The organism is Vibrio sp. J383 (assembly GCF_023503985.1).
GTDB lineage: Bacteria > Pseudomonadota > Gammaproteobacteria > Enterobacterales > Vibrionaceae > Vibrio > Vibrio splendidus.
The window spans coordinates 321471-345439 of the sequence record NZ_CP097294.1 but is presented as its reverse complement, the minus strand read 5'-3'; the positions used below and the strand labels follow the sequence as shown (position 1 = coordinate 345439).

General features: G+C 46.0%; 19 protein-coding genes. 12 read left to right on the top strand and 7 right to left on the bottom strand.

Translation table 11 applies throughout. The features are described from left to right. Window positions 1-84 precede the first annotated feature (84 nt). From uhpA to M4S28_RS18080, 5 genes are all read left to right on the top strand, one after another. Complete coding sequence (gene uhpA, locus M4S28_RS18100; protein WP_004732761.1) at window positions 85-693, top strand: response regulator transcription factor UhpA; 609 nt, start codon at window positions 85-87, stop codon at window positions 691-693. Window positions 694-731: 38 nt separating this feature from the next. Beyond that, window positions 732-2189 carry a signal transduction histidine-protein kinase/phosphatase UhpB gene (uhpB, locus tag M4S28_RS18095; RefSeq protein WP_249633422.1) on the top strand — a complete coding sequence of 486 codons (1458 nt, stop codon included), beginning with the start codon at window positions 732-734 and terminating at the stop codon, window positions 2187-2189. 8 nt (window positions 2190-2197) lie between these two features. After that, on the top strand, window positions 2198-3538 hold the full coding sequence (locus tag M4S28_RS18090) for an MFS transporter (protein WP_017089993.1): 1341 nt from the start codon (window positions 2198-2200) through the stop codon (window positions 3536-3538). 295 nt (window positions 3539-3833) lie between these two features. Beyond that, on the top strand, window positions 3834-5039 hold the full coding sequence (gene manA, locus M4S28_RS18085) for a mannose-6-phosphate isomerase, class I (RefSeq protein WP_249633421.1): 1206 nt from the start codon (window positions 3834-3836) through the stop codon (window positions 5037-5039). A gap of 201 nt (window positions 5040-5240) precedes the next feature. Then, entirely contained in the window at window positions 5241-8156 is a 2916-nt protein-coding gene (locus M4S28_RS18080; protein WP_249633420.1) for an alkaline phosphatase family protein, read from the top strand. 16 nt (window positions 8157-8172) lie between these two features. Here M4S28_RS18080 and M4S28_RS18075 read toward each other — a convergent pair whose 3' ends face one another. The 6 genes from M4S28_RS18075 to M4S28_RS18050 all read right to left on the bottom strand — a co-directional run bounded on the left by M4S28_RS18075 (window position 8173) and on the right by M4S28_RS18050 (window position 12615). Then, entirely contained in the window at window positions 8173-8703 is a 531-nt protein-coding gene (locus M4S28_RS18075) for a GNAT family N-acetyltransferase (RefSeq protein WP_249633419.1), read from the bottom strand. Window positions 8704-8799: 96 nt separating this feature from the next. Further along, window positions 8800-9057, bottom strand: a complete 258-nt coding sequence (locus M4S28_RS18070) for an HP1242/YdcH family protein (protein WP_010432560.1) — start codon at window positions 9055-9057, stop codon at window positions 8800-8802. A gap of 156 nt (window positions 9058-9213) precedes the next feature. Beyond that, window positions 9214-10203: an oxygen-dependent tRNA uridine(34) hydroxylase TrhO gene (trhO, locus tag M4S28_RS18065; protein WP_017082996.1), complete on the bottom strand. Its 990-nt coding sequence runs from the start codon at window positions 10201-10203 to the stop codon at window positions 9214-9216. 268 nt (window positions 10204-10471) lie between these two features. Then, a complete protein-coding gene (locus tag M4S28_RS18060; RefSeq protein ID WP_065607892.1) occupies window positions 10472-10903 on the bottom strand; it encodes a GNAT family N-acetyltransferase in 432 nt (143 codons plus the stop codon). A gap of 73 nt (window positions 10904-10976) precedes the next feature. Further along, window positions 10977-11312, bottom strand: a complete 336-nt coding sequence (locus M4S28_RS18055) for a 5-carboxymethyl-2-hydroxymuconate Delta-isomerase (RefSeq protein WP_017085033.1) — start codon at window positions 11310-11312, stop codon at window positions 10977-10979. 154 nt (window positions 11313-11466) lie between these two features. Beyond that, window positions 11467-12615 carry an aminotransferase-like domain-containing protein gene (locus M4S28_RS18050; RefSeq protein WP_249633418.1) on the bottom strand — a complete coding sequence of 383 codons (1149 nt, stop codon included), beginning with the start codon at window positions 12613-12615 and terminating at the stop codon, window positions 11467-11469. A 115-nt stretch (window positions 12616-12730) separates the two neighbouring features. Between M4S28_RS18050 and M4S28_RS18045 the strand changes: the two genes are divergently transcribed. The 7 genes from M4S28_RS18045 to M4S28_RS18015 all read left to right on the top strand — a co-directional run bounded on the left by M4S28_RS18045 (window position 12731) and on the right by M4S28_RS18015 (window position 20708). Beyond that, window positions 12731-13600, top strand: coding sequence for an AraC family transcriptional regulator (locus M4S28_RS18045; protein ID WP_017085035.1), 870 nt, complete (start codon window positions 12731-12733; stop codon window positions 13598-13600). Window positions 13601-13845: 245 nt separating this feature from the next. Beyond that, on the top strand, window positions 13846-15180 hold the full coding sequence (locus tag M4S28_RS18040; RefSeq protein ID WP_249633417.1) for an MATE family efflux transporter: 1335 nt from the start codon (window positions 13846-13848) through the stop codon (window positions 15178-15180). Between the two features lie 201 nt (window positions 15181-15381). Next, window positions 15382-16140: an ATP-binding cassette domain-containing protein gene (locus M4S28_RS18035; protein ID WP_076648591.1), complete on the top strand. Its 759-nt coding sequence runs from the start codon at window positions 15382-15384 to the stop codon at window positions 16138-16140. Continuing rightward, complete coding sequence (locus M4S28_RS18030) at window positions 16137-16988, top strand: ABC transporter ATP-binding protein (protein ID WP_249633416.1); 852 nt, start codon at window positions 16137-16139, stop codon at window positions 16986-16988. The genes M4S28_RS18035 and M4S28_RS18030 overlap by 4 nt, the downstream gene beginning before the upstream one ends. A 64-nt stretch (window positions 16989-17052) precedes the next feature. Next, on the top strand, window positions 17053-18564 hold the full coding sequence (locus M4S28_RS18025; RefSeq protein ID WP_249633415.1) for an ABC transporter substrate-binding protein: 1512 nt from the start codon (window positions 17053-17055) through the stop codon (window positions 18562-18564). A gap of 4 nt (window positions 18565-18568) precedes the next feature. Beyond that, entirely contained in the window at window positions 18569-20305 is a 1737-nt protein-coding gene (locus M4S28_RS18020; RefSeq protein WP_249633739.1) for an ABC transporter permease subunit, read from the top strand. 160 nt (window positions 20306-20465) lie between these two features. Continuing rightward, window positions 20466-20708, top strand: coding sequence for a hypothetical protein (locus M4S28_RS18015; RefSeq protein WP_249633414.1), 243 nt, complete (start codon window positions 20466-20468; stop codon window positions 20706-20708). A 123-nt stretch (window positions 20709-20831) separates the two neighbouring features. On the opposite strand, the gene M4S28_RS18010 is transcribed toward M4S28_RS18015, so the two are convergent. Next, window positions 20832-23687 carry an FAD-binding and (Fe-S)-binding domain-containing protein gene (locus tag M4S28_RS18010; protein WP_249633413.1) on the bottom strand — a complete coding sequence of 952 codons (2856 nt, stop codon included), beginning with the start codon at window positions 23685-23687 and terminating at the stop codon, window positions 20832-20834. Between the last annotated feature and the right edge of the window lie 282 nt (window positions 23688-23969).

Genomic DNA, 23969 nt, shown 5'->3' with positions numbered 1-23969 from the left:
GTATCATCTCTATCAATAAACTTAATATTAAATAGCTCCTGTCGGGGCTATTTTTCTTTCTTACTCTTAATTCTGGTTAATATCATGATTAATGTTGCGCTTGTTGATGACCACGTCATTGTTCGTTCGGGCTTTGCTCAATTACTCAGTCTTGAAACTGATATTACGGTCGTGGGTGAATTTAACTCTGCGGCAGAAGCGCGCCTCGGATTGCCAAGTTGTCACCCTGATGTCGTTATCTTGGATATTTCAATGCAGGATGAAAGTGGCTTGAGCTTATTGGAAGAAATTCCATCAGGCATTGCCAGTATCATGCTGAGCGTACATGACTCTCCGGCAATGGTTGAGAAGTCATTAGAGTTAGGAGCTAAAGGCTACCTCAGTAAGCGCTGTAGCCCAGATGAGTTAATCCAAGCCGTACATACGAGCGCAAATGGTGGCTGTTATCTCACGCCCGATATCGCTATAAAGCTTGCGACACCAATGAAGAATAAAGCCTCTTTAAATCAACTCACCCGCAGAGAAAGCGAAGTGTGTCAGTTATTGGCAACGGGGCTCGATGTGAAATCTATCGCCGTTGAGCTAGGAGTTAGTCATAAAACGGTGCATGTACACCGTGCCAATGCGATGGACAAACTCAATGTTAAGAACAACGTTGAGTTAGCTAAATTGTTCACTCAAGATCAGTACTAATGCGCTCCTATCTAGCCACTTCACTATGTGGGGTTTTTATGGCTGGCTGTGCATGGTTTTGTTTATGGGTTATTGCCTTCTATTTTATTAATGACCCTGAGTTAGCCATTCTGCTTTTCCCATTCTCACTTCGATTGGGAATGACGCTGCACACTCGCACTCACTATTGGCCTGCTATCTATATTGCAGAGTGGGGACTTGCGATCGCGTTAGCGTTATTGCTTGATGAACCCCAATGGCTGACCGTACTAGTCGCCAGTGGATTAAGTATTCCTGCCACTCTATTTGCCAAGCGTTATTACTATGGTGATCAAAATCGTCACTTGTTAGTGATGGCGAGCTTAATCATGGTTACCGCATTAATTAACGTTGCCGTGGTGGGTTCTCATGTTCCAGCCGTTTACATGGTGTGGTTAGCGAGTATCACGGGTGGATTGATGCTGGTACCTATGTGTTATCTGGTCTGGAACTATCTATTCCAAAATAAGTGGGCGCCACTGAGCTCTTACTTAATCCATAATGTTGTAGAGTTCAAAATCCGTCACATCGCTTTATACAGTGTGTTGCTGGTGGCCAGTATTTTGATACAAACCAGCTTGCCTGATGAACTAAGGCGCTTCGCCCCATTTTGTATGGCGATCCCTATTATCTTGCTGGCCGTACGTTACGGATGGCAAGGCGCTTTACTGGCGACCCTGTTAAACAGTGTTGCGCTGATTGCTGCTCATAGCGGAACGTCCAAACTCGAAATTACCGACTTACTCTTGTCTCTATCGGCTCAAACTATTACCGGTATATTGCTGGGCCTTGCGGTTCAAAAGCAGAAAGATCTCAACTCCAAATTGCGAAGCGAGCTTTCCAGAAACCAAAACCTTTCACGACAGTTAATAACAGCTGAAGAGTCGGTTCGTCGTGATATTGCGCGTGAGCTGCATGATGAAATTGGCCAAAACATCACGGCAATTCGTACGCAGGCAAGCATTATTAAACGTGTCGATGCGGCTGAGATGAGCGTTCGCTGTGCGGGGACGATTGAGTCATTGTCTTTGAATGTTTATGACACCACCAAACGCCTACTTACAAAACTAAGACCTAAAATGTTGGACGATCTTGACCTAAAAGATTCCGTGGAACAGCTTATTCGAGAGATGGAGTTTTCGGATCACGGCGTTGATATCCAGTTAAATTGGCAAGGTGATTACTCGTGTTTGAGTGACACGCTCAAGGTCACTATCTTCAGGCTGTGCCAAGAATCCTTAAACAACGCCTCTAAATACGCCAACGCGAGCGAAATCAGCATTGAACTGATTTTAGATGATCAGGCTTATCTTCGGATCTCAGACAATGGCGTTGGTTTTACAGCGCAAGACCTTCTCAAAGGAATGGGGGTTCGTGGTATGCAAGAGCGTGTACAGGCGCTCGGTGGCAAGATGACAATCAACGCTAATGGCTCATCTTCGGGTACCAATATCAGCGTTACATTACCTAAAGTGTGAGAACGAATATGTTTGGATTTCTGCGCTCGACAACGTCAAAGAGTGATGCTCTAACTGATGATGAGATCAATCAGAGTTATCGCTACTGGCGCCTCCACATCATGATAGGAATGTATGTCGGCTATGCGGGTTTTTACTTCACTCGTAAAACCTTTAATTATGCCGCGCCAGCCATGATCACCGACCTTGGTTTGGACAAAGGCGATATCGGCTTAATTGGCACGCTCTTTTATCTTTCTTATGGCTTATCGAAATTTATATCAGGCACGATATCGGATCGGTCGAACCCGCGTTACTTTATGGGGCTTGGCCTAATCGCAACAGGCTTGATCAATATCGCGTTTGGCTTTTCTAGTTCGTTAGCGGCTTTCATCTCGCTTTGGGTACTGAATGCATGGTTCCAAGGTTGGGGCTGGCCATCGTGTTCTAAGTTATTGACGACTTGGTATTCTCGCTCCGAAAGAGGCTTTCGCTGGGCTATATGGAATACAGCACACAACGTTGGTGGGGCGCTAATTCCTATTCTCGTGGGTTATCTAACGCTGCAATTCAGTTGGCGAGCAGGGTTTATCTGGCCGGGTGTGATTGGTGTATTTATCGGTCTTATCGTTTGCTGGCGCTTACGTGACAAGCCCACCACCATGGGACTCCCGACGGTAGGGAAGTGGCGCAGTGACCATCTAGAGTTGGCGCAAGAGAACCATGGACAAGGGCTAAGCTATCGAGAAATATTGAAAACCTATGTGTTTAGCAATAAGTACATTTGGTTGCTCGCCTTTAGCTATGTGCTGGTTTACATCGTAAGAACGGCGGTCAACGACTGGGGTAACTTATACCTAACCGAAGAACACAATTACAGTTTGATAAACGCCAACGCTGCCTTGTCTCTGTTTGAGATTGGCGGTTTCGTTGGTTCACTTGTTGCTGGGTGGGGCTCGGATAGACTGTTTGGTGGCAACCGTGGGCCCATGAATATCCTGTTCGCGATTGGTATTTTCCTCTCGGTATCCGCTTTATGGCTTATGCCTTTAACCAACTTTGTGTTTCAAGCGGCTGGGTTGTTTTGCGTAGGCTTTTTTGTTTTTGGCCCTCAAATGCTTATTGGTATGGCGGCGGCCGAATGCTCGCACAAAGACTCTGCCGGGGCGGCGACAGGCTTTGTTGGCTTGTTTGCTTACATGGGTGCAGCACTCTCTGGTTACCCATTAGCGCTCGTTCTAGAAACTTACGGCTGGAGTGGGTTCTTCATTACCATCTCGACTTGTGCGGCTGTTATTGGCTTGCTGCTACTGCCTTTCCTACAAGCTCAATCGCCTCAGAAAAGTGCAGAGGTTCGCTCTGGCTTTTAAGGACTCTTCCTGATAACAAGATAGTCGCTGGTGTTTGTATTGTTGCTTGCTCCGCTATTGTAACCAGTGCGATACAAGCGGCTATCTTATTCTCAGCGCTTTCTACTAGTGATATTCAAATGTGACTCTTTTCACGCTTTTCATCGTTCTCACCCGTTTCTAAGAATTTTTCCTATTGCGTCTAAGACCCCATCTCATGTGGGTTCTAGCTGCTCTCTGTAGTCTTTCTAATTATTTACGTTATTAGAAATCAGCTCTCTGAATTGTGTTCAAAGGGCTCACTACGGAAAACGCCATGTCACTCAGCCACTTCTCAGAACACTCATTTTTCCCAATGGAAAACACCATCCAAAATTATGCATGGGGGAGCATTTCTTCGATACGTGAACTGTTTGGCTTTAAGAATGAGTCACAAGAGCCGCAAGCGGAAGTTTGGATGGGAGCGCATCCGAAAGGTTGTTCAATGGTCAAGCTAGACCAACATTTGGTGCCTCTCTCTGAGCTGATTAACAAGAATAAACCCGCTTATTTATCTACTGATATTGCGCAGGAGTTCGGTGAACTGCCGTTTTTGTTTAAGATCTTGGCAGCAGAAAAAGCGCTATCTGTTCAGGTTCACCCAAACAAGCAGCAAGCAGAGGTTGGCTTTGCAAGAGAAGAGCAAGCAAGAATCCCTCTAACAGCAGGGCATCGTAATTACAAAGACTCAAACCACAAGCCTGAATTGGTTTACGCGATCACTGAATATCAAGCAATGAATGGCTTTCGAGAATTCGATGAAATATTAGGTCTGTTCAAAAAGTTGGATTCGAGCGAACTGGCTGATTTGGTTGAAGAGTTTGGCAACCACCTTGATTCTCTAGGCTTAGAAGCGTTTTTTCGTGATCTGTTAACTCTAGATGACCAACGTAAACACCGAGCATTAGAGCAACTTCTGACTCACGCAGCCGCTCACCAAGATCAAGCTGAGTTTGCCTTGGTTACTGAGCTTAGCCATCAGTACCCGAACGATATCGGTCTGTTTTGTGTTCTGCTACTTAACTTGATTACACTAAAGCCAGGTGAAGCGATGTATTTGAATGCGAACACTCCGCATGCTTACATTAAGGGAACCGGGCTTGAAATTATGGCAAATTCAGACAACGTGTTACGTGCTGGTTTAACGCCAAAACACATTGATGTCGCTGAGTTAGTCGCCTGCACAAAATTTACGCCAATTCCCTTCGAACGCTTGTTGTTAGCACCCTCAAAACTGGGTCAATGTGATAGCTATGATATCCCGGTCAGTGATTTTGATTTCAATATCTTTCATCGCCCTCATCAAGAAGAAGTCATCACAAGCGGCGCTGAAATTTTAATGGCGATAGACGATGATTTAACGTTAATGAGTCAGAAAGGTGAGCATTTAACCCTTACTAAAGGGCAATCGGTATTTATCCCAGCCTATATTGGCCATTACGAATTGAGCAGTAACGGCCGAGTGGCTAGGGCGTTTAATTAAGGGAATAGCTGTCGTCTAACATTAGAAAGCTTTCGGGCTTGGGTATGCGGTAAAGTCGTAGAGATATTAGTAAGAATGAACATTTCATAACAATAAGAGCTCTTCGAATCAGAAAACAAACGTTTTCATAGGTTGACTAATAAATGCAAACTGAAACAATAAGTCGCATTTATAGAAGTGTGTTGATCTAAAGGAAATTTGATGAGCTCTTATTCTCACGTTCGCAGTTACGCCAGTTTATTCAGTGTCTTATCGTTGGCGGTTGCGTCAGCTCCGAGTGCCGCTGATATATCAACAACGCCCGTCATTGGTGGCGTGTTTAGCTCCAGTGAAGTGTTGAAAAATCAGGTGCTTTCAAGCCTAAGTTATTCTGCCAAACTCACTCGTGATGCAGCTCTTTTCACGATTGGTGGCGTTACATTAGATGCGTATATTCTCGCTCTCCCTTTAGATGTCAAAACAAAAGCCAGAGTCGTTGCTCAGTTATCTAACCCGACGTACTCAATTCCTCTGGGTTATTTTCTCTATAGTTATTACGACCGCTATTCAGGCTTGGGCAGTGAAGATGTGTTCAAATCTTACTTGTCGACGGTTTATGATAAGCAGGCGCTAAAGGGCTTTGAACATAGCCTCTATCATGTTGGAGATAAGCCAACCTCAGAGTATCACGAGCCAGATACCTCGACTGAAGCAACGGGACATCATGAAGGTATTCGTATCGATGAACAGTTCATTGCCAACATGGTGGTTATCTACGATGCGTTATTCGAAATTGGTGTTTGGCAGGATATGGACACGCTCCCTGCGAATTACACATACTTAACTAATAGCCCTGAAGATCTAGCGATCATCGCTCAGATTCAACCGATCATCGTTGATTTGATCGGTAAAGCGGCATTGGGAATGGATGACGGCGACATGAAGTCTGCAATGTTGGCGATTGCAGAAGATGGTAAACCAGAAAACGCTGATAAGCCGAATAACAAAGCACAAGCTCTTACCATCACGCTTATTGATTTTGTGCGCTTAAACTTGCTGAAAGCCTACCGACAATTTGTGTTTAAAGAAGAACGTGCAGAAGCGCTCGATGATTGGATGCAGCAAGCGTTCAGTGACCAGCCTGATGCGCTCATTCAGTTCTTAGAATCGCAACAGAACAAACGTTTTGCGGTCCAAGTGACTGTCGATGGTTTACAGCAGGGGTTGATCGAAGGCTTGGTTGATGAAGATTCACCTTTCATTTCGGTTGCTTATCAGAACCATAAAAACCGAGCGCAATACAAACCTAAGCTAGAAACGGTGATTGAGCCTGAGCATCAACAGCAGGTGAGGTTCATGGAGGTTCTGTCTGAACAAACCTACCGTGATCCGAATTATCTTCCGTTCTTCAAAAAACTCTATCAAGAGAATCGAAATAATATAAGCCGAGTGGGTATCTCTTCTACTCCGACGATCAGCGTACGTAATCTACCGATCATTAAAACGGGCGCGAAAGTATCGGGGCAAGGTGGCACGGGTATCCCTAATTTCCACTTTGTTGACCGAGAGATCGACCGAGCGTATTACTTCTTCGGTAATGATGCCCTACAGCTGGATGTGTTGATGGCAAACAACAAGGTTCAGACCATGTTTGATCGCCTTGATTACCTCAAAACGCTGAACTGCAACGCTCAATATGATTGGAATGCTCACACCACTTACGACGGCTTAGTAAACCTAGGTTTGGGTGAGTCACTGCGTGATTATGGTGAGAAACGCTGCGTGAAAGAGCTTCAAGAACGTTCAGAAGTCGAAGTGGTTTTGCAAGAAAAGCGTCAAGCCTTGATTGAAGATATTGAAGCGTATCAGTCTATATCTGGCTTTGATTTTTTCACTAAGTTTTCAAAGAGAGCTCAGGTTAAACAGTCGATCACTCAGTTTGCCGAGTTAGATGGAAAAGGGATGCCAGACTACACCTTGGTGTATAACCCATGGCCAGATCACTTCGCGCACTTTACCGGTCCTTTTAGTGACGAAATTCTGATGCCGACTGGAGAGCTTAACCGACTGGACTATTGGATTCGCCAGATTGAAGCTACTTACCGCAGTGCAGGCGTTTACGATAAAACGCTATGGGGCATGGCAGGGGATCATGGTTTAACGCCAGTGTTCTACGCGCTCAATCCCGAAAAGCAGGTATTTGAAGGCTTACAAGCAGAGCTAGAGTATCCAATTGTGGTTAAGAAGATATCTTCGGACGAGGGGGAAGGGCCTAAGATTACCAATGCTCTAAGCTACCCAAGCTCGAAGGAATTGGATGTGGTGGTCGCCTCGACAGCTGGTGGTAACTTCATGATGGACTTCTTTAATTCGGCTCAAGGGTGGCAGGTTCAGCCTGTTTACCAAGAACTCACGCAGTGGTCTCCGATTGCAGCGCCAGCTGGTCAGAACATAGACATCATCAATCAGATAGCGCAACGCTTGCCTGAGAGTCTTGATTATATGGTCGTAAGAGAAAGCACATGTGATCAACAACGTTGCGCTGTTCGTGTAATTGGTAACCGAGATTTAAAACGAGTCGACGAATTAATTACCCGCGAAGGTGACAAGCTTCTCTATGAGTCATTGGAAGACAACCGAGCGCCGATTTTGCTCAATACGCAAAGGTTAAATCCATACCTAGCATCACCAAGCGAAGCTGATTTTTCACAATATTCTCAATTGGTAGAAAAGTGTATTAACCGAGCGGTTAAAGCGGATGTGACAACGTGGTGTAGCAGTGCTGAGTGGACTTCATTAACGCAACCAACACCTCGACCAGATTCAGTGAATCAACTGGCTAATATCTACCTTGAAGATAGGGCTGGCACGGTTAACTTGTTCCCTAAAGCGGGAATTGGCTACAACACCAAGGTACCGGGGCGTCATGCTGGTGAGGATTACTTAGAGAAAGATGCTTTCATCGGATTCTGGGGAGCGCCAATTGGCGATAACTCTCAGCAACTGAAAATCGAAGCTAACGGATCTTTAGCGCCAACGCTGTTTGAGTATTTGACCGGAGAACCTGTGGTGGCAGGTGAGAACGGTTGGGGTTTCCCGTCGTTAATCGATAAGTTGGGTATCTCTGCAGACCGCTAGTAATTAAGCTCTCTATCTACTCACCGTTTACTTGGTTAGTTAGGTAGAGAGTTAATCCCACAAAATCATCATCATCTTCTTCATCAACAACTCCGTAGCCAAGTGACTGATAAAAGCTAATGGCGCGAGTGTTACTTCTAAAGCTCGACAGAGTGATTTGATTACGTTGTTCTTGAAGCGTTTTTTCATGCATGAGCGACATGACTTTTTTACCGAGAGACTGACCTTGGTATTGTGGGGAGATGATCAACAGGTGAACATGATATGCGTTGTCATAAGGCTTAAAACACACAAGTCCAATCCTCTCTTTTCCTCGGTATACCCAATGAAACCAAGAGGGATGGTAATCGTTTAAAAGTCGTTGGCGTTGGAAGTCGTCATCCCAACCGAAAACACTATCGACGTGTATGAAAAGACTTTGTTTAACACACGTAAACCGTTCTTCGAATTCAGAATTTGAAACGAGCTGGAATTGTATATTCTCTTCTTGTCTTGCCACAGTGTCCGCTTCCTTATCAAACGCCTTTGAATAAGCAAACAGTAACATAATTGAAGGCGCCGAATTAGCTTAGATTTGCGATGTGATGAAACCAAAAAGCCATGCGTAGTGCATGGCTTAAAATAGAGTTTTGGCCTGATTTTTCTATACGATCTTAAGTGCGTGGTGGCGCGTGAGCTGTTTGTGTAGCGAGTCTTTTAGCGCCATGCGTTCAACTTTGAGGTTGTGCATGCTGTCGTCATCGATAGGGCTGCCAGAGATTTCTAGCTGACGGATGTCGTAGTCGAGTTGGTGGTATTTCTGCATGTCTGCTTTGAATTTTTCGTCGTCGTGGTTGAGCTGAACAATGTCTAATTTAAGATCTGGGAAATCTAAGATAAAGGCATGGTTTTCATTGAGCATTGGCACTTCCTCTCTAGTCGGATTATTAACAGTATAGAAGCAATTTATCGAAAGAAATGTGGCTCAAAACACAAAGCGAGAACAGGATCAAAAAAGGGCATTAACGTTCCATTGTGGATTCGCTGATGCCCTTTGTTATTTTCGTAATACTAAAAACTACTTCGCTTTCTTACCAGAGCGTTGCTGCTCTTTGTGTGCTAGCTTCTCTTTCTTACGTTGATCGATAAGGTGAGCGGCTTCGCCACCTACGTGGGTTTCGCCACGAGCATTCGACAGTTGAACTTGCTTTTCACGTTCGCGGAAACGGGCTTTCTGCTCGTCGCTGTGCTTATCAATACACTTAGGGCAGCTTACGCCTTTCTCAAAGTGCTCAGAGGCTTTGTCTTCGTCAGTGATTGGCAAACGACACGCGTTACACACGTCGTAGCCGCTCTTCTCTAGCTGGTGGTTTACTGCAACACGACCATCAAATACGTAGCAGTCGCCTTCCCACATGCTCTCTTCTTCTGGTACTTCTTCTAGGTACTTAAGAATGCCGCCTTCAAGGTGGTAAACCTCATCAAAGCCTTGCTCTTTCATGTAGGCTGTTGATTTTTCACAACGAATACCACCAGTACAGAACATCGCGACTTTTTTGTGTTTCTTAGGATCGAGATTTTCTTCAACGTATTGAGGGAATTCACGGAAGGTTTCTGTGTTTGGGTTTACAGCATTTTTGAATGTACCGATATCGACTTCGTAGTCGTTGCGAGTATCAACCAGAATCACATCAGGATCAGAAATCAGAGCGTTCCATTCGTTTGGTTTCACGTAAGTGCCGACAACGTGGCGTGGGTCGATACCCTCAACGCCCATGGTTACGATCTCTTTCTTAAGCTTAACCTTGGTGCGGTTGAATGGTTGTTCTTCGTTGAACGACTCTTTGTAAACAACATCAGCCAAACGAGAATCTTGTTTGAACCATTTAAGAAGAGCGTCGATAGATTCGCGCTTACCTGCAACGGTGCCGTTGATGCCTTCGCTCGCAAGTAGCAAAGTACCACGGATTTGGTTAGCTTCTAACACGTCAGTGAGTGGCTGGCGAATTTCTTGGTAATCATCAAGTGCTACGAATTTATACAGAGCACATACAACATATTGAGACATGGTTTTTCCTTTCTGCGAGCTGGAACGTAAATCCAGAGCGGTTGCCTTTTATGATACATACTGAATTTGATTTACTCAGGTTTGCCCATATTGGCTTATTAAAATCCGCCGCAGTATAACCAAGCCAAGGAAGGACAAAAACCAACCAAAAGTAGGGCTATTTAGCATTGTTATTAGTGTGGCTTTAGGTGTGTGGAGGTGGTAGCTATTTGATAAACAGTTTTAGCTCAGATAATTAGTGATATCTTGTTGCTTATTGAATATTTGGCTACGAACTTATGTTGTATCTCATTTCAATGAGCTGGTGTTCCCCGACGATTTCTACTTCACGAATGAACTCAAAGCCAAACTTTTCATAGTAATTCTTTAGGTACTGATGGGCGTGGATTTCAATGACTTTAGCACCATGTTCAGAGGCATGTTTTAGAAGTGCCATGACAATTTCAGATGCGATACCTGATCCTCGATAAGGCTGTAGAACAGCAACACGCGCCATAGTTGAGTGTCCTGATTCATCAATGTGCAAGCGTGCAGTCGCGACTAAATTATCTTCATCGGTGATGAGTGCATGATGTGAGACAGGATCGAGCCCATCAAGATCCAATATGTGCGGTATGCCTTGTTCAACAACGAAGACTTGATGACGAATGGATTGTGCTTTCATTATCAATTCAGGGTTGTTACCAATCACCACTTCCATTTATTGCTCCATGCTGTCTAACTAATGCTTTGAAAACACTCTATTTGAGAGGCTGTTCGTTTGTGACTTGCCTTTAAACTAAGGCTTTTGAATAGCTACTTGTCTCTATATCAATGATCTCTACGGTCAGCGAAGCATTGGATAGTGGAAGAGTCAGTAATTGATCCAAAATGGACTTGGAGAGCATCGTTTTAATGCCTTCGTTACGCCCAGACAAAATACGCACAGAGACATGCACGAAGTCTTCTTTTACTTCACCAGTTTGGTAATGCTGGTAGGCAAGGCTGCGTACTTTGATGTCTTCTCCTGTTGGTGAGAACAACTGAGATTCCATCGCGCCGAGAAACACTTTCTGATTGAGTTGCTGACCATCAATAGTGGATGAGTGTTCGATAATACAATGAGGCAAAGTGATGTCCTTTCTGTGTTTTATAGCGACCTAAAATTAAGGCCAATGTGACTCTCTTGTTGAGAATGACATTGGCCCTTAATGCTGATTCGTTGCGGCTTTTTCGGCAACAAGCCGATCAGGTAATCACCAAAGCGGTCAGTATCGTCAGCGATTACGCTTGGTTCAGTACTTCCGCTAAGCGTTTCACCGCTTCTGTTAATTCTTCTGGGTTAGCGTTAGTGAAGTTTAAGCGCAGTGCAGCTTTAGCTTCATCAGCCTTTGGATAGAATACTGGGCTTGGTACTACCGCGACGCCATTCGATAGCAAAGTCTTAGCTAATTCGAAGGTATCGCACTCTGGGATCTCAACCCAAATGAACATCCCGCCATCTACGGCTTTTAACACACAATCTGCAGGCAGTTGTTTTTCTAGTTCTGAGAACAGCACCTCATAACGAGACTTGTACAGTGTGCGAATGTTTTCCATATGTACGTTGAAGTCTTCATGTTTTAGAAGGCCGACAAGCAGCGCTTGCATGGGTACACTTGAGTGCAAGTCAGCGCCTTGCTTCACTTTGATCAGTGGCTCAAGGTAGCTGCGTTTGCCTGTTACCGCGCCAATACGTAGGCCTGGCGATGCAATCTTAGAGAATGAACGAAGAACGATAGAGTTATCAGGGCAGAAAGACGATACCAACGGCAGTTCAGTACCAGTGAAACGTAGCTCACGGTATGGAGCATCTTCAATGAAGGCTACATTGTATTTGATACACAGCTCAGCCACTTTTTGACGAGTTTCTGTTGCCCAGCACACGCCGGTTGGGTTGTGGAAATCAGGCACGGCATAGAACATTTTTGGCGCTTGCTCGGCAAAGCATGTTTCCAGTTCATCTAGGTTCGGGCCAAATTCAGTTTGAGACACGGTAGCGATGTTTGCTTGAACTAGGCCAAACACCTGCATCGCACCTAGGTAGCTTGGCGCTTCCATCACAACTACATCACCCGGGTCAACATACGCACGCGCAATCAAATCCAAACCTTGCTGAGAACCGGTACAGATCATTGCTGTGTGAGTCTCTGGCAATTGGTAGCTTTGCGTAAGGTGATCAAGCAACGGGCCATAACCTGCGGTCGAACCGTATTGGAAAACTTCAGGCATGTTCGCTAGGTTTTCTAGCGTAGGCTTCATTAAATCGATAGGGAATGTTTTCGCATCGGGTAAACCACCGGCCAACGAAATAACATTTGGATCGCTTGCGGCAGCGAGGATCTCTCGAATGTATGAAGATTGAATCTGTTGTAATGACTGTGCGATTTCCATGTGTTGTGTCTCGTCGTTTATCGTTTTTATTCTATCGCTTGATATTACACGGCAATTGTAAAAACTGGCGTGTCCGTTTATGCTCTTAAACATGTCCATTTATGCTATTTGAACGATGTCACGACAACACATATCCCGAATCAATGATGTTTTGTTCCATATTCACCAAGACATCAGTCAGCCTTTGTCGGCAAAAGCGCTCTCTGAGATTGCTGCGTATTCAGAGCAACATTTTCATCGCACGTTCAAAAGTGTGGTTGGGGAGTCGTTGCATCAATACATTCGACGCACTCGAATGGAGTACGCGGCCAATCAATTAATGTTCGATACCAGCTCGTCTGTGGTTGAGATCGCCCATAAATGTGGCTTTAGCTCTGTGTCTTCGTTTAGCCGAGCATTTAAAGCGACTTTTAATATGTCGCCCGGAGAATGGCGTAAGCATGATTTACAGATTGCAGAAAAACCTTACCTGAAAGATCCCGAAGTGGCGGCAGGCTATTTGAATGTGTCGCAGCGGGAGTTGCCGGAACCTAAAATTGTTGAAGTATCAGACCGAATGGCAGCTTATGTTCGACATACTGGCTATAACCGATCCATTCGTAATGCGTGGTTGATATTGAAAGCATGGGCGAACTCTGAACAGCGTGATTTTTCGAGTCAGTTCGGCTTGCATCACTCTAACCCCGCTTGGGTTGAAATGGATCAGTGTCGTTATGTAGCGTGCATCGCGATAGATGAGCCGATCAAGTATCGAAGTGTCGTGAACCAGATGGTGATTCCAGGCGGTTTGCATGCCGTGTTTCGACTTAATGGTCGTTATGGTGAGCTGCTACCACAGATCAGTATGGTATTGGAAAAATGGTTGCCGGCTTCTGGTTTCAAACAGCGTTCGACTCCTGCGTATGTGCATTATCATCGGAACCATTTTCTCAATAGTGATGAAGTGTTTGAGCTTGATTTCTACCTCCCTGTGAGTTTTTACTGAGCCTTTATCAGGCTAACTAATGAATTGGCTCGGTAATTGGTTTTGTTGCTTTTTTTCGAGCGTGGCTTTACTCATTTGTTGTGGCTAATTTGCTCACTCAATGGCTGAAAGGCATCTTATGTTGATGATGTAATGAAGAGAAAGCTTGTTGATAATTTACCTCAGTAATTGATGACAACGTACGGATTAAGCGATAGCATTCCGTTCTAATTGCAAATAGTTCTTAATATCACTCACTGGCCAATATGACCATTACCCACAAAGATTATCTAAAAATAGCTTTCCCCTTCATCATAGCAACGGTGACGCAGCCTCTGCTTGGCGCCGTCGACACGGCTGTTATCGGACAACTTGGTATTGCTGAACTGATTGGTGGCGTAGCTATCGGCACCATCATCATGAATACCATCTATTGGTTGTTTGGCTTTTTCCGTGTGAGTACGACAGGGCAAAGTGCGATGGCACTGGGCAAAGGGAATAGTTCTGATTTAGCGGGCAGTTTGATGCGTCCGTTTGTGCTGTCTGGTTTGGTTGGTTTGATCTTTATCTTGATACAACCGCTAATCTGGCAAGGCGCGATGTGGGTAATAGCACCTGAAGCGAAAGTGGCTGAGCACGCGCATATCTACTTCAGTATTTTGATTTATGGTGCACCTTTTGTACTGCTCAACTACACCATTATTGGTTGGCTAATGGGGCAGGCGAAAGCCAAAGATGTTCTTTACACACAAGTGTTTGGTAACGTGTTGAACATTGTATTGGATGCGGTGTTTGTACTTTATTTCGACTTGGGTGTTGCGGGTGTGGCCTACGCAAGTTTGATTGCACAAGTCACTACTTTCGCTATTGGTATGACACTGGTGATTAAGACCAGCAATATCTCGATCTCTGAGTTCCTACAAGGTTCGAAGATGACCAAGAAAGACCTATCGACAATCATCTCTTCGAACACCGATCTCTTACTTCGTACCATCTGTATTTTAGTTTTCTTCAATATGATGGCGCGTACTGGTTCTAAACTGGGTGCCGATGTTCTGGCTGCTAACGCGATCTTGATGCAGGTGACCTTCATTGTCAGTTACATGTTTGACGGCATTGCCAACGCATCAAGTGTGTTTGCAGGCAAAGCGGTGGGCCAGAAAAATCCTTCAATGCTTGACCGTGTGTTAAGGCTCAATTTCCAATGGACAGCCGGCTTTATTGCTGCACTAACGCTGTTGACCTTGGTATTTAAAGACAATATCGTTTTCTTGTTTACCGATATCCCAACGCTTGTCGCTCTATATCAAGAGATGGCTCCGTGGTTGATTGTGTTCCCGCTGGTGTCTGGCTTTGGCTTAACGGTTTACGGCATCTTTACCGGAACAGGAACCACACGTCCGGTTCGAGACTCTAGCATCGCTACCTTGGCGGTATTCTTGGCTGTACAGGCATTTTCGGTCGATTTATGGGGCAATCATGGTTTGTGGTTGGCGTTTACCTTGTTTTATCTTGGACGTATTGCATTCTTGTATCCGTTCATCGCACAAGTTAAGCAGAAGTGCCTTCCAACAGAAGGCGCATCCGTGGCGTGTCATTAGGTTAGAAACACAATCGTTATTGCCAGTACTTTTGAAAGCGCCTGACAGCATTATGCTAAGGGCGCTTTTTCTATCTAATGACCCAGTAAAAATGGTCAATCAAACAACAAATAAAATGCGATACGGTTAAATGTTCGCTTTTCATCATGTAGGCTTAATGATAGAGTTGTTATGTTATAACATCCATTTATGAGTATCTGCGTGAACGCCCCACTTCTGTCTGTTGACCAATTAACGATCAAAACCTCTTCGAGAACACTTTTTCAAGATATTCATTTCGATGTATATCGAGGTGAGCTGTTGGCGATCATGGGTCCATCAGGCATTGGTAAGTCGATGCTTTCACGCGCGATTGCGGGTTTTCTGCCAGATACGGTTGAGGTTGAAGGCCATATTTCTCTTTCTGGCGATGCCGTGTGTGGCTTGCCTATGTTGCAAAGAACCGCAGTACAGCGCCCCGCAGTTATCTTTCAAGATGCGCTTCAAGCATTAAACCCTCTGGTTTCCATTGAAGGTCAACTCAGTTTGGCATTGACGGGGACGCGCACTAAGCTTAAATCACAAGATAAGATCAAACTCACTGAATTGTTAGTGCAGCTTGGATTTCCTAACCCTGAAACCATATTGCCGTTATATCCGAGCCAAATTTCGGGAGGGCAACGTCAACGGATTTGTATTGCGATTGGCTTGCTGAGTAACGCCGATCTCATCATCGCCGATGAACCAACCAGCGCGTTAGATCCGGTGACAGAGCAAGAGATACTTAAGCTGATTCGAGACAATGTTAAACAGCGACAAATCGGTGGCTTGTTGATTACTCATGACCTGCACAGCGCATTAGCGTGTGACAAGTTGTTGGTCATCGACGATGGTGGAGTGGTGGCTTACGGCGCACCAAAACATGCGCTTGAATCAAGTTCTCACGCTTTCTGTTGTTCATTGAGAGACTTAATTGAATGAGCCTGACCTTACCACTAAATTCAGAAGTCTCGCCGTTAATGCCAGTGATAGATTCAGAAACACAAACACCGATCGAGATTAAGTTCGAGAATGTCGGTGTGCACTATTACTCAGTGCCAAGTTGGCTGGGTGGTAAGGCGTTCAAAGCGCTGCAGAACATCGACCTTAATGTTGAAGACAAAAGCTTAGCCATTGTTGGCCGTTCTGGTGCCGGAAAATCGACACTGATTGAGCTGTTATTTGGCCTAAAATCACCGACTGTTGGCCGAATCAGCCTATTTGGCCATTCGCTGCCGATTCGCAATCGCAAAACGCAGGCAACGGTGTGTCGCTTGATCCAGTTAGTGCCACAAGAACCGCACACAAGCCTCAACCCTTACTATACCGTTCGACAGATCTTAGCCGAACCGCTAAGCAACTTAGACGTTTCTGGTAATCATGAAAGCATTATTGAAGAGACGCTATTGGACGTGGGCTTACCTGCCACTTTGTTATCACTGAAACCGAATCAACTTTCTACAGGCCAAGCTCAACGTGTGGCTATCGCTCGGGCTCTTGTCGTTAGACCCGAAGTGTTGGTGGCCGATGAGCCGACTGCCAGCCTTGATCCTGTGAACCGTCAAAGGTTGCTGGATTTACTTAACTCACTGAAAAATAAGCGCGACATGCGAATCGTTTTGGTGACGCATGATCTCGGTGCGGCAAAGGCGCTTTGTGAAGAAATTCTGGTTCTTGACCATGGCGAGATGGTGGAGCATGGACCGACACCTCAAGTGATGAGCACACCTGCTCACCCTGCGACTCAGTTGCTGATCGAATCTCAGCCACTTTCGAAATCTACTTGTTAACACAACCTTATTTATTACGAAATACTGCTTATTAACACAACACAGCTTACAGAGAAAAATAACTATGCGTTTTAATTCAATCAAACTGGCTTGCGCGCTTGCGTTGGCTCTGCCTTTGACGGGCTGTTTTGACTCTCAACCAGAGTTGAGCGATGCCGCAGTCAAATCTGAAATCCGTGTTGCGATGATGCAACCACCAAGAACGGGTTTGTCGCCACTTTCTGATGATGCTTTTAAGCTATCTCGTTGGAGCACAGCTGAAACGTTAGTGAACTTGAGCCCAACCTCAGAAGCAGAACCAATGCTAGCGACTGATTGGAAACATCTTGATCCACTGACTTGGCAGTTCACTATTCGCCAAGGCGTTAAATTCCACGATGGCTCTACATTAACCGCAGAATCCGTAGTGAACTCTTTGCAGAAAGCGCTAGAGGCGGCACCTAAGCCACGCATTCTAGATGGTGTCGATCTAGAAGTGAAAGCGATGGACAACTACCGCGTAGAGATCAAGACCAGCTTTGATGACCCTCTTTTACCAAGCCGTTTATCAAGCCCTCAATTAGCGATTCTTGCAGCAAGTGCTTACCAAGATGATGGCCGTGTTAGCCCAATGGGTGCAGGTACGGGCCCGTTTGAGTTGACTGAAATTAACGGTACAACCAGCGCGAAGCTAAAACGTTTCGATGGCTACTGGGGTGAAAAAGCGCAAGTTGAATCTGTGATTGCAGAATACGTTCCTAACGGTTTTGCTCGCGCTGCAGCTCTAAGAACAGGCACAGCAGACATCGTTGAAGCAGTGCCCGTTTCACAAATCGCGACCATTGATCCGAACCTACTTTATGAAGTGGCGATGCCTCGTACCAATACGCTTTACCTAAACAACAAGTCAGGCGTATTCAGCGATATTAACTTGCGTAAGGTAGCGGCTGCTGCGGTAGACCGTGAGCAAATCGTGAATACTGTTTATGAAAACCACGCGGATATCGCACAAGGTCTATTAGGCCCTGCTCTTGCTTGGGCTGAACCAATTCGACCTGAAGGTCAGGCAATCGACAAGACTCTAAAAGCAAACGGTGAAAGCATTGTTATCGGTACCTTTACCGACCGTGCTGAGCTTCCAGAAGTGGCAGCGCTACTGAAACAACAACTTGAAGCGGCTGGTTTCAAGGTTGAGCTGGATATTCGTGAATACGCTCAGATCGAGAACGATGCGCTATCTGGTAAGTTCGACGCGTTTATCCTTTCTCGTGCAACGGTTCTAGATTCGGGTGACCCAGTGGCTTACATGATGAGCGACTTTGGTTGTAAGGGTTCATTCAACCTTGGCCAATTCTGTTCTCAAGAGGTAGACCAAGCACTGACTCACGCTGATCTGCAACCACTAGGTGCACTGCGTCAGCAAGCGATCATCGAAGCTGAGCAAAAAATCCTTAACGACTTCGCTGCTATTCCACTGCTTCACGAACGTGTGATTCAAGGTGAAAGCGAGCGCGTGAGCAATGTGGTTCGTGACCCAAGTGAACGTCGCTTGGTTGATCAAACGACACAAGTTAACCCGGCAACACAGGCTAACTAAGCAAATGTTATCTGCTGAGACTCTGCGTCGAACTCTATTTATCTTGACGCCTTGGCTATCAAGAATCGCCTCACTGATTGTGGTGGTGATTCTTGTTGGCTTGATGCCTGACATTGCAGGCATCGACCCAAGTCAATCCATTCTGCGCGCGAGAGCGGGGCAACAACATTTGCTTACGCCAGAAGCTCTAGCAGCGGTACGCGCTGATCTTCAGCTTGACCGTTCGGCAAGCGAGCGCCTGATTGACTGGGTAGGAAGTGCTTTTTCAGGCGACCTAGGTAAGTCATGGATTGATGGCTCTTCGGTTGCACTAGGCATTCAAAAGACAGCGTCGACGTCTCTGTTTTTGATGTCTAGCGCACTTGTGATGACTCTCGTACTGTGTGGTGCAGGCTTGCTTGCCACCTTACGCAGCTGGAAGAAGGGCAAACTGGGGCAGAGCTACAGCAGTTTAAGTACGGTATTAATATCGTTGCCAGAGTACGTAGTGGCTTCGGTATTAATACTGGTGTTCTCTATCTGGTTAGGTTGGCTGCCGCCGTATGGTTGGCAAGGCTGGCAAGATATCTGGTTACCGAGTTTAGCGCTCGCATTGCCCGCCAGTGGCCTATTTAGTCGCCTACTCAGAGACAGTTTACAACGCGTTCTCAATGAACCTTGGGTGATTACTTGGCTCAGTGCCAACGTTCACTCTAACCAAATTATTCGCTTTGCGCTGAAAAGAGCGCTGAGCAGCTTGATCCCACAAATCGCGATGATCGTGATTGGCTTAACAGGTGGCGCGGTCGCGGTTGAGCTTATCTTCTCGATTCCGGGTATCGGGCGCATGATTCTAGGCGCAGCTAAGGCGCAAGATTTACCAATGCTGCAGGGCGGCTTATTGGTATTGCTGCTATTTTCAATTGCTGTGAGCAGCATGAGCTTGTTTGTTCAACAGCTGATTCTGGGTCATAGTCTGAAAAGCGGTAAGCTCATTAGTAGCCACTCTTCGTTTCGTTTTACACAAAGCCGCACCAAGCGTGCTGTTGCTTTTTCAATATTCTCATTCCTGATTGCAATTGTAATTTGGGCTGCATTTCGTGACCCATACACCAGTCAGTTTGCTCGCTTAGCGGATCCTAGTTGGCAAGCGCCATTGGGTGCGGACGGCATTGGCCGAGACTTGTTGGCGAGAATCGGTTCGGGTATGGTTGCGACCTTCCAAGCGGGCATCTTAGCAACGTTTTTGAGTTTGGTGACGGGCATCATAATGGGCTTCAATACTCGCTTTAGCCAAGGCCTTATCGAGATAACTAAGGGTATCCCTTACATCATTGCAGGTCTGCTGGTTGCTGGCTTAACGGGCATGAACCCGAACAGCGCATTAATCGCGATTGTATTGGTGTCTTGGGCACCGCTAGCCGCTCACTGTTCAAGCTTGATCGTGGAAGCCAAGGCTCAACCTTATACGCATCTCGCGCCATTGTGGGGCACCAGTAAGCTCAGAATCTTCCGCTTCTATCTGCTTCCTTACGTGTTGCCACCGTTACTAAGACACGCGATGTTGAGGCTGCCAGTAATCACATTGAGCCTGACCTCGCTAAGCTTCATCGGTTTAGGTGCGAAACCGCCTGCACCGGAATGGGGTTTGATGATTGCTGAGAACTTGCCCTACATTGAACGCGCGCCAATCGCTGTCATGGGACCAATTGTTGGTCTGATCCTGTTAGGTGCTGCAATTAATATGATGTTTGATGATTAACGAAAAAGAACAGGCTGCTTAAGTTTTCGACGTGCTATTCGATTGAGTGTTCGATTTGGCATTTATGTTGTAACCTTGAGCCTGTTTTTTTGAATTGGCTTTCGGATCGGTTGTCGATCGGTTTTTAGCTTAGTTAAGTGTTCAGCGTTAAGGATTCAACATGTATCTCGTTTTGTATTGCCACAATATTGGTATGACCGACTTTTCCTTTTTTGAAACGGAAGACTTTGACAAAGAAGAGGGCTATATCGTGCGAGGTAAATGGCCGAATGAGAAAGCGTTTCGTGATTATTTAACTAAAGAGTTTGGTGACATGAATGAGTTCCAAGTGATCGACTTAATCGCCAAAGGTGCAGAAGCAGAATACTACTCGCCAGAAGAGTTGATACGCCTAGCTCAGTAGCCGTTAGCTCAGCAATATCTAGCTCGGTAATACGTTTTAAATCGAATAAAGAAATGGCAGCCTGATTGGGCTGCCATTTTTCGTTTTAGGTTTAAGCTAATACCTTTTGCATCGTGAATGATGCTACTGCGCCACTTCGTCCACCAAGTACAAGATTGATTGATACGGAATACCACTGTGATGTGACAAACCGATCTCACAGGTTCGGCTGTTGCTGAAGCCACGAGTACAGTTGCTCGGCACTTGCTCTTTGAGTGGGTGTACCGCCGCTTCATTCAGCTCTGGAGTGGTAAAACCTTTATCACCCGCCCAACCACAGCATTGAATATGCTCAGGAACGATGACCTCTTCGGTACACGCTTTAGCAAGGTTCAACATCGCACCTTCCAAACCCATTCGACGAGAACTACAAGTCACATGCAGCATCACGGTTTCTTGCAGCGGGTCAAGTGTCAGGTGCTCAAGCAAGTATTTGTTCACAAACCCTGTTGGCTCTAGCACCTCTAATGGCTTGGTGAATTGTTCAATACTGCGTTTAGCACATGGGCTGGTATCCATTAATACTGGATATTCACCTTGACGACTTGCTTGCCACAACACTTCTTCGAGTTGTTGCGCTTTCGATTGAGCCAAGTCGGTCATTCCTTTGCTGTCGTAAGGCATGCCACAACATTGGTCGTCTAGCTTCTTCGGAAGAATCACCTCAAATCCTGCTTTGTTAAGCAAAGACATGGTCACTTCAGTCAGAGGACGTTGGTCGCCCGCATCACTCTGTTGTCCCATGGTGCGACTGGCACACGAAGGCAGGTAAACCACCTTCTTATGATTGTTTGAGGATTCTGCCGTCACTGGTGAAGAGGTCAGTGTATGACTGTTGGATTGTGGCATCTCAGGCATCCAAACGGGTATCGCACCTTTGGTGATAGAGCGCAAGCCGTTGGTTAGTTTACCGACAGTATTTGTGCCTAATACTTTGCTCGCCACTTGGTTGGTTTTGAGGCCAGCCTTGGTAAGTTTTGTGGTGGTCGAGAAATGATCCGCTGTCCACTTAGCGATTGGCGTAAATTTCTCGTATTTGGCAATACGAAGCTTCTTGATCAAATCGCCGGTGTTGATTCCTACTGGGCAACGCTCGGCACACAGGCCAGTTGCGGCGCAGGTATCAATGCCTTGGTATTCGAAGGTTTTCTCTAGCTCGCTTGCTTCTATTTCTTCACCCGCAGCTCGGCGGCGTTGTAGCTCGCGATATAAAACAATACGTTGGCGTGGTGATAGAGTGAGCGTACGAGACGGACAAACAGGCTCACAGAAGCCACATTCAATACAGCGGTCGACAAGGTCATCGGCAGCAGGCATTGGCTTCAAATTGGTGATGTGTGAATTCGGGTTGTCGTTGATGATAACGCCGGGGTTGAGCAGTCTTTCTGGATCAAACAGCGCTTTGATCTGTTGCATCAAGGCATAGCCGTCTTTGCCCCATTCCAATTCCACATAAGGCGCCATGTTACGACCAGTACCATGCTCTGCTTTTAGAGAACCTTGGTATTTCACCGCAACCAGCTCGGCAACATCGTCCATGAAACCGCCGTAGCGATCGATTTCTGTTTGACTGTCGAAGCCTTGAGTAAATACAAAGTGCAGGTTGCCTTCGAGGGCGTGACCGAAAATGATCGCTTCGCTGTAGTCGTATTTGTCGAACAGCTCTTGCAGCTCTCGAATACCATTAGCGAGGTTTTCGACAGGGAAAGCCACGTCTTCGATGATAACGGTTGTGCCGACTTCACGAACGGCTCCAACCGCAGGGAACATGCCTTTTCGAATGCCCCATAGGGTTGCGACTGTCTTTGGATCGGAGGTGAAAGGGACCGATTCAACAATCGTGTAATCAGCTAATGCGTCCAAAATTGATTTACATTGTAAATCTAAGTCCGGCTGGGAGCTGGCGTGTGATTCCACCAAAATAGCAGCGGCTTCTAAGTCCAAGCTTGGCATAAATGCAGGCATACCCGGTTTATCAGCCACTGAACGCAGCGCTCTGCCATCCATCAATTCCACCGCAGCAACCGGCGTTTTTGATAGCGTAGTAACGGCCTTACTGGCTTGTTCGATGTCGGCAAACACCAACAGAGCTGAGGCTTTGTTTGGGTGTTCGATAACCGTGTTGTACGTGATCTCTGCGATGAAGCCTAGCGTGCCTTCAGAGCCAATCATCAGGTGTTTGATGATCTCAATTGGGTCGTGGTAATCGACCAAGGCATTGAGCGCGTAGCCGGTGGTGTTTTTAAGGCGATACTTATGGCGAATTCTGTCAGCGAGCTCTTGGTTTGAAGCTGTCTGTCTGTGTAAATCAACAATGCCTTCAAACAGCGCTTTGTGTGACTGCTTGAACGCCTCAACGCTGGCGTTATCTGCGGTATCAAGTAGGGAACCATCACTCAATACGATTTTCATGCTCTCGACGGTGCGATAAGAGTTTTGCGCAGTACCACAACACATGCCACTGGCGTTATTCGCCGCGATACCACCGATTTTACAAGTATTGATTGAAGCTGGATCAGGGCCGATTTTCCGTTGGAAAGGGGCGAGGTATTTGTTGGCATCGGCGCCAATCACACCGGGTTGCAGGATGATTTGATTACCGTTATCGACGATCTCGTGGCCACGCCAGTCGTCGGTCAGTGTGATGAGTACCGAGTCTGAAACGGCTTGCCCTGAAAGGCTAGTGCCTGCGGCGCGAAAGGTAAAATGAATACCCAGTTCGCGACAACTTTGAATGGTGAATATGACTTCGTCTAAGTTCTTGAGCCTTAGAACCATTTTCGGCACCAAGCGATAAAAACTCGCATCGGTGCCGTAAGCCAAGCGCTTTGCCTCTTGAGTGACAATGCGTTCTGTTTCAATTTTTTGAGCCAATATCGATTCAAGCTGCTGATAAGCTTGTGCGTCTACTACTCGCTCGTGTGATGTGGTTGTCTCCATCTTTGCTTCCTTGTGCTTCTTATTTGGCACTGATCAGGGCGTGTTGACCTTTCGTGGTTAAATTTTGTTCGAGATAAAAGCGTTTTAATCGCGGCGAGGGGGAAGTAGCCTAGTCACTCTAAGCAAATCCCCCTCAACAAAGAGTAAAACGCTTTTAGCCGAACCCTTCGGGCAGCGTTTGCTGGCCATTTCTACTACGTTATCGGCTTCTCATGTAGGCTAGCTACACATCGACGCCTCTGCCTTGTATAAATACCCAGCAACTCGCTGCAAAAATCAGCT